Source organism: Marinomonas spartinae, from assembly GCF_900089775.1.
Classification (GTDB): domain Bacteria; phylum Pseudomonadota; class Gammaproteobacteria; order Pseudomonadales; family Marinomonadaceae; genus Marinomonas; species Marinomonas spartinae.
In genome coordinates this window covers 82,507-97,575 of the sequence record NZ_FLOB01000009.1, presented here as the reverse complement: position 1 = coordinate 97,575, position 15,069 = coordinate 82,507, and the positions used below count along the sequence as shown (strand labels likewise).

Genomic DNA, 15,069 nt, shown 5'->3' with positions numbered 1-15,069 from the left:
GAATATCGGCAATGGCGATTCATGATGAACGCTAATATTGTTTTACCAATGGAATGGAGTGAAAAATAGTATGCCTCAATTATCCGAGTTAATTACAGACGTTAACCCGATGGGGACCGATGGTTTTGAGTTTGTTGAATACGCTGCAGAAGATTCTCGACAATTAGAAAAACTCTTCCTCTCTCTGGGGTTCTCTCCCGTTGCAAAACATAAATCAAAGCAAGTCACCTTATATCGGCAAGGGGACGTCAATTTCATTCTTAACCACGAACCGGATAGCTTCGCTCAGCGTTTTGCCCAAGCTCATGGGCCATGTGTATGTGCGATTGCTTTTCGTGTTGCCGATGCTGCCTATGCTTACAATCGGGCAATCGAACTAGGTGCAACGCCGAAAATTAACCACATAGGTCCCATGGAATTGAATATTCCAGCTATTGAAGGCATTGGTGGTAGCTTAATTTATTTTGTGGATCGCTATGGTGATAATGGCTCTATTTACGATATTGATTTTGAAGCAATTGAACCGAACGATATGAGCCCGATTGGCGCTGGCATGACATATATCGATCATCTTACCCATAATGTCATGCGAGGTAATATGGAAAAATGGGCAAGCTTCTATACCGACTTCTTTAACTTTCAAGAAATACGTTATTTTGACATCGAAGGTAAGTTAACAGGCCTAAAATCAAAAGCGATGACCAGTCCTTGCGGTAAAATTCGCATTCCTATCAATGAATCCTCTGATGATAAAAGTCAAATAGAAGAGTACCTGATCGAGTATAAAGGTGAGGGGATCCAACATATTGCCTTGGGGTGTTCTGATATTTTTAATACCGTCGAAATGTTGCGCGAAGTTGACGTGTCATTTTTAACGCCACCGCCGGATACCTACTACGAAATGTTAGAGGAGCGTCTACCTGGGCACGGTGAAGATGTTGATCGCATGAAACGCAACGCGATTCTTATGGACGGTGCTCCAACCAAAGGAGGCGGGCGCTTATTGCAGATTTTTACTGAAACCGTTATTGGGCCAGTTTTCTTTGAGTTGATCCAGCGAAAAGGGGATGAAGGGTTCGGTGAGGGGAATTTTAGAGCCCTTTTCGAAAGTATGGAAAGAGACCAAGTTCGTCGAGGTGTATTAAGTGAGGAGTAACCTTCTCTAAGGCGAACACGTTTACCTTGTGCGATAAAGCTTCCTTCGTATGACCTTAAACCTCCAAGTACTGAAGAATCAGTATTGGGGGTTATTTTTTATCTGTGGGGTGGAAATTGTATGGGCGAAATGGTTTTCTCAAGCTTTGCTTTCCTATAAGTTAGAAGGTAATAAGTCCCATTTGTTTGTCACAAGAGGTTATATGAGTCACGACCATAGTCATCATGTTAGTCATTATAACCGTGCGTTTGCTATCGGTATTGCGCTCAATGTTTTTTTTACAGCTGTTGAGTTTCTCTACGGTTTTGCTGCCGATTCGTTAGCCTTGATTGCGGATGCTGGACATAACTTAAGTGATGTATTGAGTTTATTGTTGGCTTGGGGAGCGAGCATATTAGGAAAAAAAGCAGCGACCGAAAAACGCACATACGGTTTTCGAAAAGTCACCGTGATGGCGTCTTTGATCAGCGCGGTGATGCTATTGGCCGCATTGGGCATTATTGCTTGGGAAGCCATGACGCGTTTTGCTCATCCTGCGCCTGTTGCCAGTGTGACCATGATGATCGTCGCCGCCATTGGTGTGGTGATCAACACGGTGACAGCGCTGCTATTTATGGGAGATCACCATCACGACCTGAATATCAAAGGGGCATTTTTGCACATGGCGGCTGATGCAGCTGTTTCGTTGGGAGTGGTGATTGCGGGGGCGCTTATTTGGTGGAAAGGGTGGTTATGGGTCGACCCTGTGATTAGTTTACTGATTGTCGCCGTTATATTCATCGGAACATGGGGACTGCTAAAAGACTCCATGAATTACACGCTAGATGCGGTGCCAGATACAATCGACATGCCTGCATTGCGGCGTTATCTAGAAAATTTACCTGAAGTCGCTCGTATTCACGATTTACACGTGTGGCCATTAAGTACCACGGAAGTGGCTTTAACCGTGCATTTAGTTATGAAAGACGTGACTCCAGAGGGATTTTTACACCACATACAACACCATCTGCACGATGAGTTTTCAATCGAACATGCCACCATTCAAATAGAAAATGAAGCGGACGAAGCGAATTGTGCTTTAGAACATCCTCACTGAAGGTGAGGCTTAGCTTAGAAATATAAGAACAGAAGAAGTTGTTAATGATGATTCCAACTATTGAAACAGAGCGTTTGTTATTGGTGCCTCCCAGCATTGAGTGCGTTGAAGCATACAATGCGTTTTATACCAATGGTGAAGCTTCTAAAGCTTATGGCGGACCAATCTCCAGTGGTAAAGCGTTGGGGCGTTTAAAAGAAGACCTGGGTGGTTGGTATATTGATGGCTTTGGTGTTTGGGCGATCAAAGAAAAAGAGTCCGCAACTATTGTTGGTGTATGTGGTTTTTGGCAAGGATTAGGTTGGCCAAGAGAGCTGACTTGGTGGTTACTGCCAACCTCAAGGGGAAAGGGGTATGCCAAAGAAGCATCCATCGCCGCCGTTGCCCATGCTTATAACGAGTTTGCTTGGCATGAAGTGGAAACCTATATGCATGATTCAAATGAGAGTGCTAGGGCTTTGGTCGAGCGTTTGGGGGGCGTTAAATCAAGGCGAAGTCAATTTCCAGATGGGCTGAGTCGTGATATTTATATTTTCCCAAAGGCATCTTAGTGACCGTATTCGTCATCCCGCTGCACAGTCGTGAGATCCATGGGCTAGCGACTAACCAAGTTCCTTCCCCTTTTTTAAGGGGTAAGGCTAGGATGGGGTTGTTCTTTGGGCTTCCAGTATATTTGTTTCCTCTCAATTACTTTGAGCTGCTCGTTTATTACGCTCTGCTGAGCGGGTTACTTTTGTCAAATGATACAAAAGTAACCAAAAAATCTTTTATCGGGCTTTCAGCCCAAGCGTGTGATCCTAGCCTTCCCCTTATTTAAGGGGAAGGCTAGGATGGGGTTGTTCTTTGGGGCTTCCAGTATATTTGTTTCCTCTCAATTGCTTTGAGCTGCTCGTTTATTCCGCTCTGCTGAGCGGGTAACTTTTTGCAAGCACCCAAAAAGTTACCAAAAATTCGCTTTTTTAACGAGAAGCGTGTGATCTGTATCTTATACATCGTGCTTTATTAGTACGCTCTATAGCGTAAGGCATAGATTAGTTTTGAGGGTAGGTGAAAGAGCATTTTTAACGGACTCTGAAACACCATAACGTCGCGCAACTTCGTCGCGTCGAATGGACTCGTTTAGTCTAATCACCGTTATCCCCGCGAAGGCGTGGTATCTAGAACCACTGAGGACAGTGAAAAGGTGGTTGAATCAGGTTGTTCATTCCCTGTTTGTGGAGAACATGCTTGGCGATGTGTCTGAAAGTAAAGCGGCAACAGTGCATTCTGTCATGCTGCCATGGGACAAAGGCAGTTAGCGTTAGCACTTGGTGAGATCAGTGTATAAAACGGATCAGGGTTATATCAGCACGAAAAGCAAATAAGAAAGAGCGTGCAGCTTATGAGCGTGGAACATTTTAGAATTAGGAGATTATTCATGGCTATTAAGAAGATTACCGCTGAACAAGCAAAGAAGTTAAAGAGCAAAACTAACTGGCAAGAGGTTGACGAAATAACTGATGAAGAAATAGAGAGGGCGGCAAAAGATGATCCTGATTCTGCGTTGCCAACAAATGAAGAGCTAGATGAATTTAAGCCTGTTAAAAACAAAAAGGAGGAGAAATAGTCATGGCTATTAAGAAAATTAGTGGTGCGAGCGCACGGGGACGCAGGGGCTCGACTGACTGGAAGAGGGTTAAGTCTATGACTGACGATGAAATTAAAAAGTCCGCAATGATAGATTCTGACGCCAAGGAATTAAGACATGATGAGCTGGCAAGGTTCCGAAGAAGTACCCGTTAAGTTCTGCCTAAAATCAGCTAACTACCAAGGCAACAATGCCGACCTCTTCTGGTATGTACATGCGCATACTATAAATTTAGTCATAGTGAGAATCCAAGAAAGCCCATCACTTGATGGGCTTTCTTATGTCTGTTCTATTTTTCTTTCTAAGCCATGATAAGGCAATAAATGCTAGGTTAAGCGTTTGGGTTTTTCGCGCTTGGGCCCGCTAACGCCATGGCTTTTTGGTAGGCTGGACGAGCGGAAACACGCTCGACATAGGCTTGCACATGGTCTAAGCCTTCTAAGGTTTTGCCACCAAAAAGCGGGAAGGTGGTTAGATCGAACATGATAAGAATGTCTGCGCAGGTGAGTTCGTTGCCGACCAAAAAGTCAGAGGCCGCTAAGTGATTGTTTAAATGCTGATAGTAGCTGTCTTCACGGCGTTGGAGGATTTTCGCAAAGCCAGATTCTGCACCTGCCTCACCAAGGCCGCTTTTGCCAAAAAACACGGACAACAAATGGTTATGATATTGCATCCAGTAAAGGTAATCAGGGTACAAGGCACTGTCTGGTGCAATGCAAAGCTTGCCTTGTGCATAACGTTGGCAAATATACTCTACGATGGCATTGGAATCGGTCAGTACGAGGTCACCGTCAGTGATAACAGGTGCGGTAGCGGTTGGGTGTAATGCAAGGTACTCTTTTGGTGCTCCCCCTGTTTTAGGATCCCGGTCATACCATGTCAGTTTATATGGCAAGCCAAGCTCTTCCATTAGCCAAACAATGCGGTCAGATTGGGAAACGCCCAAATGATGGATGGTGATCATAGTATAGTCCTCTACGTATAATTGCGCTTTTGATGATGAGTTCACTTGTTAACGGCCGACATAAAAGCGCGTGAATGACTGATTACGTTAGTCATGTGTCAGAGCATGGTACACCAGAACTTTATGAGAGATTTGCTTTTACAAAGGAAAAAATACCGACATCTCTAGATGGTCATTGGCGATGCGTTTGACAATGTCTATTTTATGTCAGTTTTTATGTCTTCTGCTTCTTTAATAAAAGAGCGTTTGTTCCAATATGGGGAGGCTTGCGTTGAAACAGGTGAAAAATTGGCCTTTCTTACCCTATTAAAGGGGTTGTAAAACAATCAATTAATGACAGTTCGTGTTTTTTGATCTATGTCTATAAACGGAGCTCTTGTTGAGTCTCTTTCTTTTCGGTCTCTTTATATTGATCTAACGCAATGTTTCGTAACAATGAGTAACCTATAATCCGTCCTTATAGTAAGTGCCAAATGTTTGGTGCTACGGTGGGCGTATCACAATAAGAGCATGTTCTAAGGATAAAGTGCCGGTATTCGCCTTTTTCTCAATCAAGTGAATGGGTTGAAGTCATTATGATTAATGAAACTGTAGTGGACTTATCGCGGTTCCAGTTTGCTCTAACTGCTTTGTACCACTTTTTGTTTGTTCCTTTAACATTGGGGATGTCTTTTTTACTTGCCATTATGGAGTCCGTTTACGTGCTCACAGGAAAGCAAGTGTACAAGGACATGGTGAAATTTTGGGGTAAGTTGTTTGGCATAAACTTCGCTCTTGGGGTGTCAACCGGTCTCACTATGGAGTTCCAGTTTGGTACTAACTGGTCATATTACTCGCATTATGTGGGCGATATATTCGGTGCGCCTTTGGCAATTGAAGGTCTGATGGCTTTCTTCTTAGAATCGACTCTGGTTGGCTTGTTCTTCTTTGGTTGGGATCGCTTAAGCAAAGGTAAACACTTAGCTGTTACTTGGTTGGTTGCTCTAGGCTCTAACTTGTCAGCACTATGGATTCTTGTGGCGAATGGCTGGATGCAAAACCCAGTTGGCTCTGTGTTTAACTACGAAACCATGCGTATGGAGCTGGTGGATTTCGGCGCCTTGTTGTTTAACCCTGTTGCCCAGGTGAAATTTGTCCACACCGTCTCTGCTGGCTACTGTACGGGTGCCATGTTTGTACTGGTTATTTCGGCTTACTACATGCTTAAGGGCCGTGATCTTGCCTTTGCTCGTCGCTCTTTTGCCATTGCATCTGCTTTTGGGTTGGCGTCTGTATTAAGTGTCATTGTTTTAGGTGATGAATCTGGTTATGAGCTAGGCGACGTTCAAAAAGTAAAATTAGCAGCGGTTGAAGCCGAATGGGATACTCAAAAAGCCCCAGCAGATTTTACCTTGATTGGTTTTCCTAATCAGAAGCTAGGTGAAACAGAGTACGCGATCAAAATTCCTGGTGTGCTTGGCCTTATCGCAACTCGCTCTCTTACTGGCAAAGTGGAGGGGATTGATGAGCTAAAAGCGCATAACCGTCAGCGTATTATCAATGGTATCTACGCCAACCAGTTGTTGGAAAAATTACGTAGTGGCTCTACCGATCCACTTGTCAAAGAAAACTTTGAAAAAGTGAAAGGGGATCTTGGTTACGGTCTATTGGTGAAAGGCTTTACTAATGACATGAACCACGTGACCTCTAAGCAAATTGACGAAGCGGTGAACTACAGTATTCCAAATGTTGCACCTATCTTCTTCTCTTTCCGCATCATGGTGGCATGTGGCTTCATTATGCTGATTGTCTTTGCTGCATCTTTCTACCAAAACGCACGTCGTCGTATCGGTCAGAATCGTTTGTTCTTACGAATTGTGATGTGTTGTTTACCATTGCCTTGGATTGCCTGTGAAACAGGTTGGTTCGTGGCTGAGTATGGTCGTCAACCTTGGGCGATTGGTGAGATTTTACCGGTTAATTTGGCTGCGTCAGGTTTGACTGAGACAGATCTTTGGATCTCGATTGTAGCAATCATCGCTTTGTATACCTCTTTCCTGATCGCAGAAATGTTCTTGATGATTCGTTTCTCCAAAAAAGGTCCTTCTAGTCTGCATACCGGTCGTTACGCACTAGAGAAAGAAACCGATCAGTTACAAGCTAAGGAGTTGTAAGATGGATTACGAACTATTAAAAATCATTTGGTGGGTATTGATCGGCGTACTGCTGATCGGTTTCTCTATCGCCGACGGTTATGACATGGGGGTAGGGAGTCTTTTGAACATCATTACCCGCGATGACAGTGAACGTCGTGTGATGATCAACTCCATTGCCCCTCACTGGGATGGTAACCAAGTATGGTTTATTACCGCAGGCGGCGCGTTATTTGCCGCATGGCCAGCGGTGTATGCAACCTCTTTCTCTGGGTTTTACTTCGCGATGATTTTGACATTGGCGGCGCTTTGGTTCCGTCCAATCGGCTTCGATTATCGCTCTAAAATTGATACACCACGTTGGAGAAGAAACTGGGACCTTGGTATCGGCTTTGGTTCCACTGTACCACCGATTATTTTCGGTGTGGCATTCGGTAACTTGCTTCAAGGTGTACCATTCCAATTTGATGAATACCTACGTGTTGATTACACAGGCTCGTTCTTTGCCTTGCTGAACCCCTTTGCCATCCTGTGTGGTTTGGTCAGCTTAATGATGATCATGACCCAAGGTGGCTCTTGGCTACAAATGAAAACAGAGGGTGATTTGCTGCGTCGAGTGAGTAAAGCGACCACTATTACCGCACTACTTGGTGCCGTGTTCTTTGTATTGGCTGGTATTTGGTTAGCATACGATATTAAAGGTTATGTTCTTACTAGTGCCATTAATGGTAACGAAGTACTGACTCCTTTAATGAAAACAGCAAAAGTGGAAACCGGCGCATGGTTGCTTAACTACAGTAAAGTGCCTCTATTGATGTTGGCTCCTGTGATTGGCGTATTGGGTCTGCTAGTGGCTGCGTTTGCAAGTCGTATGAAAAAAGGTGGCTTGGCTTTCCTAAGCTCTTCATTAGGGATTGCGGGTATTATTGTGACAGCGGGTGGTTCTATGTTCCCGTTCTTAATGCCTTCTTCTACTTTCCCAAGTATGAGTTTGACTCTATGGGACGCGACTTCTAGTCAACATACCATGGAAATTATGTTTATTGTGGCGTGTGTTTTTGTACCTATCATTTTGTGTTACACCTTATGGAGCCATTTAGTGATGTTTGGCCGCTTAAGCAAAGAGCACATTGAGAAGAATAAACACTCTCTCTACTAGTAGTTTAGATTAAGACTAATTCATCATACGTGAGGTGTGGCCTGCTGCACCTCACAAAGGAGAAACATTATGTGGTATTTTGCTTGGGTTTTAGGTGTATTACTCGCCTGTTCATTCGGCATCATTAATGCGGTTTGGTTAGAGTTTAAAGGTTACGAAGGCGAAGAGGAGCAAAAGTAAGCCTTATGTTTAAACGAGAGAAAGCCCCAAAAAAAGCTCGTCAAGGGCGAGTTAAAACACCTGAACTTATGTTTTTGAATGAATGGGCTGGGCGACAATCGAAGCGTTACCGTCTCGTTCAATTATTAGGGGTTGTGTTCACTGTGGCGATGATTATGCAAGCTTGGTCGCTTGCTAATGTGTTTTCCGACATGGTGATTCATGGGGCTTTCTCAGTATCGATTTTATTCATAGCGTTAACGGCTTTGCTGATTCGTGCCTTAGTCAGCTTTGGCCGTGAGCGATTAAGTGCCAGTGCGAGTCGTAGTATTCGCTATTCTCTACGGGAAAAACTGGTGTCACATTTGACCAAACTTGGGCCAGCACGCCTGAGAATTGAAGAAGATGCGGCACTGTCTACGCGTGTTTACGAACAAGTAGATGCACTAGACGATTATTACAGCCGCTATAAACCTCAGTTGTTTATGGTGTCGCTGATTCCTTGTGTTATTTTGCTGGCAATGTTGCCAGTGTCTTGGGTTGCCTTTGCTATTTTTATGGTCACCGCACCATTGGTCATTTTCTTTATGATCCTTGTGGGTCACAAAGCCGCCCAAGCGAATCGTCGACAATTTAACGTGTTGGCGATGTTATCGAATCAATTTATGGATTTAAACCAAGGCTTGGCTGAACTAAAGCGCCTTGGACGAACAGGGCAAGCGAAAGAGCGTTTGTCAGACAGTGCCAGCGCCTATCAAAAAACCACCATGGGAGTGTTGCGTCTGGCCTTTTTATCGACCGCAACATTAGAACTCTTCGCTTCCATTGCGATTGCGATGATTGCCTTATATTTGGGCCTTGGCTTGTTGGAACAGCTGCCTTGGTCTAAAGGCGTATCACCCGTTAGTTTGACGCAAGCCTTTTTTATCTTGCTGTTAGCACCAGAATTCTATTTGCCATTGCGTCAGCTAGGCAACGATTATCACGCTAAACAAAAAGCCGAAGCGGCGGCGACCGCTTTATTAGAGATTTTCAATACTTCCCTGTCGCGCTCAGAAGAGCAAGCCAAAGAAGACGCTCAAACGGTTAGCAAACCTTCTCACTTATCTGTGGTCAAAACCCATCCCGCCTCCTTGTTAACCTTTTATAAGTTAAGCTGGCAAGAGGCTGGGCGTTCTCGTTTAGCGCCAATCAGTAATCACATACGTACCGGCGAGCGTATCTGGTTAAGCGGCGAATCTGGTGTAGGGAAATCCAGCCTATTACACCTTTTGTTGGGCTTTGAAGAAGGTTATCAGGGAGAATGCTTTGTTGAAGACAAAGAGTTCTCCAGTGTCGACCTAGCCCAATGGCGTGCTCGCTTGGCTTGGTTACCCCAGACACCCGAGTGGGTGAATGGCTCAATTCGCCAGAATTTATTATTGGGGATTGATACCCCAACGGACGAGGCTCTGCAAGCAGCACTAACAAAAAGCCAATGTGATGTCTTTATTGAGGCATTGCCTGATGGCCTAGAGACGAAATTGACAGAACTCGGTGCAGGTTTATCGGGTGGTCAAATGCAGCGCTTGTCTATTGCCCGTGCTTTATTATCGAAGGCGGATGTTTGGTTACTTGATGAGCCTTGCTCCGGCTTGGACGAAGAGACGGCTACGGCCGTGTTGGATACTTTAAACCTTGCTTCAAAAGGCAAAACACTATTGGTTGTCAGTCACGATACCCATCCTATTGCTTGGGCTGATAGACATTGGACTTTGACACATGGAGGCTTGCATGAGCAACGAATCCAAGCTATCGCTTAAACGTCTTCTATGGGCAAACCCACGAGGATTTGCACTCCCTCTGTTTCTGGGCGTGGTCGCAAGCCTTGCCGGGGTTGCACTGCTTGGTATATCCGGTTGGTTCCTGTCCGCAGCGGGTTTAGCTGGTGTGTTGGGAACCTACAAAGCGTTTAACTATTTTCTACCTGGAGCGCTGGTCCGCTTGATGGCCATTTTGCGCACCGCAGGTCGTTATGGCGAACAAGTATTTGCTCACGATCACTTACTAGGCTTGCTAAAAACATTGCGCTTGTGGGTGTGGGATCAACGTGTCGCAAAAGACTCAGCGAATTTGCATCAACAAAGTCGTGGAGACTTATTGCAGCGTTTAGTCAGTGACCTAGACCAAATCATTCGTTGGCCCTTGGTGGTATTAATGCCTTGGGTATATGCCACATTGGCGTATTTATCTGTCCTTGTACTGGCGTCATTTATATCCACTACTTTGTTGTGGCCTATTATTATCGCGGCGGTGATTCATCTTTTGGTCGTACCGTATCTGTGTGGTCATTTTGCTAGCCGTGCTGTTCATGTTGGGCAAATTTTAGGGACACACCGTCGTAGTCGCTTTGTGAGTTTGTTCTCGGCGTTGATTACCCTGACCATTCGTGGCCACTGGCAGCAATATGCCGAGCGCCTTAATGAATTAGATACCCGTCAGAAACAGGCAGAGCTGCGTATCCAAAAAGCGATCAGCCTAGGTCGCTTGGCTTCTTACAGTGTGACCATCGCCTTGCTGTGCAGCTTCTTCTTACTTGTTATGCGTTACCAGCCACAAACCAATGGACTTTCTTTGGTCCCTGGTGTGGATGGGGCTTGGCTGGTGGCATTAGTCTTGTCTGTCTTAGCCGTCAACGAATTAGTATTGCCCTTGGCTCAATCCTTTGTGGCGCAGGGGCAATCGCAAGTGGGTTTACGTCGTATGAATCAGTTGCATACCGATGCTTCTGAGGAAAACATCGCGCTAGGTCTGCCACTTGCCCGTGTAAAATCTCTTGAGTTGATCAACTGGCGCGGATACCACGCATCATCTGGTTTAGGGAATAAACCGATTTCGTTAAAAGTCGCAACGCACGAAACCATCTGGTTACGGGGTAACAGCGGGTGTGGTAAATCCACTCTATTGGCATCATTAGCAGGGGACTGTTTGGCCGAAGGGGGAGCTTTGGTCAACGATCAACGGATGGATTTATACGACAACCAAGACTACCAAGCACAAATCAGCTACTTGCCACAAACCCCTTATGTCTTTCAACAAACCCTAGCGGCTAACTTGCGATTAGGGGATGAAAATGCCACTGAAGAGTCGTTATGGGAAGTATTGGACGCCGTTGCGTTAGGCGATTGGGCCCGTAGTCTACCAAAAGGCTTGGATACACTATTAGGCGCACAAGGTCGTGACTTATCCGGTGGTCAACGCAAACGCTTGGTCTTGGCGCGTTTATTACTGCGTAATGCCCCGGTATTGTTGCTGGACGAACCGTTTGACGGTTTAGACAGTGAGAGTATCCAATGTATTTGTACCTCATTACAGCGTATTTACCGTCCTGAGATATTGGTATTTATCAGTCATATCAATAGCCCGCTTTCTGAGAAAGCCACTATTATTAACGTTTAAACATGCCCCGTTATTTTCCCCTTTTTTTAGGGGGTTGACGGGGTATATCGTCATCGACAAGTTCTTTCCCCTTTTTTAAGGGGTAAGGCTAGGGTGGGGTTGTTCTTTGGGTCTTCCGGTGTATTTGTTTCCACTCAATGACTTTGAGATGCTCGTTTATTCCGCTCTGCTGAGCGGGTAACTTTTTGCAAGCGCCCAAAAAGTAACCAAAAATTCGCTTTTAAGAGCAGCGCCTCGTTTCCTCATGGAGACATCATGTTGTCAATGCAGAGCCTCATCAAGGCATGGATTGGTTTTGAGGATAGGGGACAGGGCATTTTTAACTGACTCTGAAACACCATAGGGTCGCGCAACTTCGTTGCGTCGAAGACGATTTGTAGGTTGGACTTCAGTCCAACAATAGTTACCTCACTGGATTAGGGGTCGAACACCTTTTCGACCTGATTAAACCGAACTACTCTGATGTGTTTTCACGAAAAGGGCTTTGACCCTGCGCTGAATCAAATATCAACATGTTCTAATTGGCACTTATTTGAAAATAGATTAGAGTGTAAACATGGCGTCTAGGAAGACGAAAGCCACATATGTCTCCCCCTCCTGATGCACGGTTATTAGACAAAACAAGCGTGCTTGTTTAAGCCGAAGCCTGAACGCTCATTATGATCTATTATTTTATATAAATCATGATGTTAGCTGCATTTATCTAAATGGCTAATACCAGAATAACGCGCACACCGATTTATTGGATAAACGCGCATGCGTATTATTAAAATGTTAGCAGTTAAAATAATCAGCACATAAAAGGAGAAAAAATGAGTAAATTTAAGGAGCTTTGGGGGAATTACCCCGATAAAACAATAATTAAAGCAAAGTGTCAGAATAAGCAAGAGACAGGATCTCGGCCATTTGGTAACTATTGTGCGATTATGCTGAGTGACGCTTTAATAAAATCTGGTGTATCAACAGTTGGCTCAAGCGCAAAGAAATGTTGGGGCCACCCAGGTATGAAGCACATACTGCTGGCTGAAGAAATGGCGATTTGGCTCAAACAATCTGGTCTAAGTTGGCTGGGACAGGTACAGAAAGTAAATCCAAAGTCATTTCAAGATGAGCTAGATGGTAAAACAGGCATTATCTTTTTAAAAGACTATTGGCAAAGAGGAAATGAGTCACCAGATAATAGAAGCGGTGATCACATTGATCTTTGGAATGAAAATGAGATTACTGGGGGTAGTATGATTACCAGATCAATATATGAATTTTTTGGTGTGGTCTCTGATTTAAATAAAAGCAGGGAAGTTTGGTTCTGGGAGGTCAAGTAGTCGTGATTAGGGCTAAAGGTTTATTAGTTAATACCGCTATTGTCATTGGCGGAACAGTCTTAAACTTTCTTGTTTTTTTGGAAGCGTACAAAAGGCTGGCTTTTCCATATATAAATGAAGAGCAAAGAGTGGATAATGCTCCTTATATATTTATCTATGTGCTGCCTAGCTTTCTTATTGTATCTATTGTTTTTATGATTTTGTTTAAAGTTATGTCGACATCTCGTCATAAAAACTGCTAACAATGCGCTAGTACGGATTGCCTACCGCTGTCGCGGTAGGCACCCGCACAGCTTAGACGTTATATGCAATCATGATTAGCGACATTGAGAAAAAGCAGATAGATCAAATTCAATATGAAGAAGATATTGAAAAGATCATTTCTATTGCAAAGGGATCAAGTAATCCATGCTTTCTTCAGCAATACGCTATCGCATACAACTGGGATGATGGAATGGCGTTGCCCAATGCGATTGCAAATAATGAGTATTGTGATTTGGGCACGGCCCTTACTCTTTTTTGGCTAGCAGAAGGAATGAGCTATTACCTAAAAGAAGTTGAGCGTAATGTATACAATAATGACTGGGCCGATTTCTGTGAAATGATTGCCGATAAGCTAAATAGCAGTGTTTATGCTAATGGTCCAGTTAGCTTTAAGCCAGATATAAATAGCCTTACATTACACAAATATAATAAGGCCGGTATACCTTCAGTTCTTTATCAAGAGGTAATCGGTGCAAGCATATAACAAGGCCAAGCAGCATCGCGCACTGCGTGAGCTGGACCTCGCTTCGCTCGGCCGCTATTAGTGGCGTAAGACTCTTTTGTGAGTAGTTTTGATGAAAAAAATATCTTTGAGATTCTATCAGCCGGGTGACGAGTTGGTTTTGTTTGAAGACTATACAGGAGATGCCCATTCTTCGAGATTCCTAGCTAGGGAAGTCCATCAAACTATTGATGAAACCAGATGTATGTTGCTAAAACTGTCTACTGAAGATAGTTTTAGGCGCTATGAGAAGTCAGTGTATATAATCCAGGAAAGTAATACGGGAAAACCGTTGGGGTTAATTACGCTTGTAAGCTTTAATGAGTCGGTTGAACTTCATTTTGGAATATGTAAAACATGTAGACTTCAGGGTATAGCATCGTTAGCAGTTGGTTGTGCAGTCTCATATATTTTCAACGAACTTAAATGCAAAAGTATATTGTGTTTTCCGGATCGAGATAATGAAGGTGCTAGGAGAGTTCTGGAAGTGTGTGGATTTCAGTGTTTTGGAGAAATAGATCAATTTTATAAGGCTCCTCAAATTAGTGGTGAATTGAGGACTGTTTTAAAATTTGGGCTTCAAGTTTAACAAGGTTCTCAAGCCGAATCTTCACCTACGCTTCAAATAGCGCATTGCTTCGCAATCGTGGGCGCTATGCTACACTCTCAGTTCTGCCTGCTTAGCACGGCGTTACGGTGTTATTTTTGAAGGAAATTGGTAGTATGAGCCTCGAATTAAGAAGTATAGACAAAACGAACTTCTATGAGATTTGCCAGTTAAAGGTAGCTCAACATCAGCTAAATCATGTTGATAGCAATGCTATTTCATTGGCTGAAGCAAACTTTATGAGCTTTCCTTGGTTCAAAGGTATCTATTCTGACAATAATCCAATTGGCTTTGTTTTAGTAAGCGCAGACACCGTTTCGGATAGATTTGAGCTTTGGCGGTTCATGATCGATAAATCTCAACAGTCAAAGGGTTATGGTCGTCTTGCTATCGATTTATTGAAGTCAGCGTTGGTTAATGAATTCGGAATATCGGCTCTATATACAAGTGTTGTCGTAGGATCAGACAGCCCTCAAGGTTTCTACGAAAATTGTGGTTTTGTATCAACAGGTCACTTAGTGGAAGAGCGTGAAATAGAGCTGTGCCTATCTCTTTAACTCCAAACATAACAAGGGTATTTCGGTTCCATTCAGCTTTAGTGTTTACGGTACAATGAGATCTATGGGGTCGAACACCTTTTCGA

At 43.9% G+C, this 15,069-nt stretch carries 14 protein-coding genes; 13 read left to right on the top strand and 1 reads right to left on the bottom strand.

Annotation, left to right across the window (positions count from 1 at the left end; all coding sequences use genetic code 11):
* Nucleotides 1-70: 70 nt before the first annotated feature.
* The 4 genes from hppD (at nucleotide 71) to MSP8886_RS16440 (ending at nucleotide 3,858) form a co-directional block, all read left to right on the top strand.
* Nucleotides 71-1,156: a 4-hydroxyphenylpyruvate dioxygenase gene (gene hppD, locus MSP8886_RS16460; protein WP_067018417.1), complete on the top strand. Its 1,086-nt coding sequence runs from the start codon at nucleotides 71-73 to the stop codon at nucleotides 1,154-1,156.
* A gap of 202 nt (nucleotides 1,157-1,358) precedes the next feature.
* Complete coding sequence (locus MSP8886_RS16455) at nucleotides 1,359-2,252, top strand: cation diffusion facilitator family transporter (protein ID WP_067018566.1); 894 nt, start codon at nucleotides 1,359-1,361, stop codon at nucleotides 2,250-2,252.
* Nucleotides 2,253-2,296: 44 nt separating this feature from the next.
* A complete protein-coding gene (locus tag MSP8886_RS16450; RefSeq protein WP_245659122.1) occupies nucleotides 2,297-2,803 on the top strand; it encodes a GNAT family N-acetyltransferase in 507 nt (168 codons plus the stop codon).
* Between the two features lie 866 nt (nucleotides 2,804-3,669).
* Nucleotides 3,670-3,858, top strand: coding sequence for a hypothetical protein (locus tag MSP8886_RS16440; RefSeq protein WP_067018413.1), 189 nt, complete (start codon nucleotides 3,670-3,672; stop codon nucleotides 3,856-3,858).
* A 352-nt stretch (nucleotides 3,859-4,210) separates the two neighbouring features.
* On the opposite strand, the gene MSP8886_RS16435 is transcribed toward MSP8886_RS16440, so the two are convergent.
* A complete protein-coding gene (locus MSP8886_RS16435) occupies nucleotides 4,211-4,843 on the bottom strand; it encodes a glutathione S-transferase family protein (protein ID WP_067018411.1) in 633 nt (210 codons plus the stop codon).
* 575 nt (nucleotides 4,844-5,418) lie between these two features.
* On the opposite strand from MSP8886_RS16435, the gene MSP8886_RS16430 reads away from it, so the two are divergent.
* The 9 genes from MSP8886_RS16430 to MSP8886_RS16385 all read left to right on the top strand — a co-directional run bounded on the left by MSP8886_RS16430 (nucleotide 5,419) and on the right by MSP8886_RS16385 (nucleotide 14,983).
* Entirely contained in the window at nucleotides 5,419-6,996 is a 1,578-nt protein-coding gene (locus MSP8886_RS16430; RefSeq protein ID WP_067018409.1) for a cytochrome ubiquinol oxidase subunit I, read from the top strand.
* A 1-nt stretch (nucleotide 6,997) separates the two neighbouring features.
* Nucleotides 6,998-8,134, top strand: a complete 1,137-nt coding sequence (gene cydB / locus MSP8886_RS16425) for a cytochrome d ubiquinol oxidase subunit II (protein ID WP_067018406.1) — start codon at nucleotides 6,998-7,000, stop codon at nucleotides 8,132-8,134.
* 69 nt (nucleotides 8,135-8,203) lie between these two features.
* The gene (gene cydX / locus MSP8886_RS16420) at nucleotides 8,204-8,314 is read left to right on the top strand and encodes a cytochrome bd-I oxidase subunit CydX (protein ID WP_012069220.1); all 111 of its coding nucleotides are present in this window, start codon (nucleotides 8,204-8,206) and stop codon (nucleotides 8,312-8,314) included.
* 5 nt (nucleotides 8,315-8,319) lie between these two features.
* Entirely contained in the window at nucleotides 8,320-10,095 is a 1,776-nt protein-coding gene (cydD, locus tag MSP8886_RS16415; RefSeq protein ID WP_067018404.1) for a thiol reductant ABC exporter subunit CydD, read from the top strand.
* On the top strand, nucleotides 10,067-11,731 hold the full coding sequence (locus tag MSP8886_RS16410) for an amino acid ABC transporter ATP-binding/permease protein (protein ID WP_083200997.1): 1,665 nt from the start codon (nucleotides 10,067-10,069) through the stop codon (nucleotides 11,729-11,731). Before cydD ends, MSP8886_RS16410 begins: the two co-directional genes overlap by 29 nt.
* Nucleotides 11,732-12,543: 812 nt before the next feature.
* Entirely contained in the window at nucleotides 12,544-13,053 is a 510-nt protein-coding gene (locus MSP8886_RS16405) for a type VI secretion system amidase effector protein Tae4 (RefSeq protein WP_067018402.1), read from the top strand.
* Nucleotides 13,054-13,366: 313 nt separating this feature from the next.
* Nucleotides 13,367-13,801, top strand: a complete 435-nt coding sequence (locus MSP8886_RS16395) for a DUF4274 domain-containing protein (RefSeq protein WP_067018397.1) — start codon at nucleotides 13,367-13,369, stop codon at nucleotides 13,799-13,801.
* A 91-nt stretch (nucleotides 13,802-13,892) separates the two neighbouring features.
* Nucleotides 13,893-14,408, top strand: a complete 516-nt coding sequence (locus MSP8886_RS16390; protein WP_067018395.1) for a GNAT family N-acetyltransferase — start codon at nucleotides 13,893-13,895, stop codon at nucleotides 14,406-14,408.
* 134 nt (nucleotides 14,409-14,542) lie between these two features.
* A complete protein-coding gene (locus MSP8886_RS16385; RefSeq protein ID WP_067018393.1) occupies nucleotides 14,543-14,983 on the top strand; it encodes a GNAT family N-acetyltransferase in 441 nt (146 codons plus the stop codon).
* The last annotated feature ends 86 nt before the right edge of the window (nucleotides 14,984-15,069 follow it).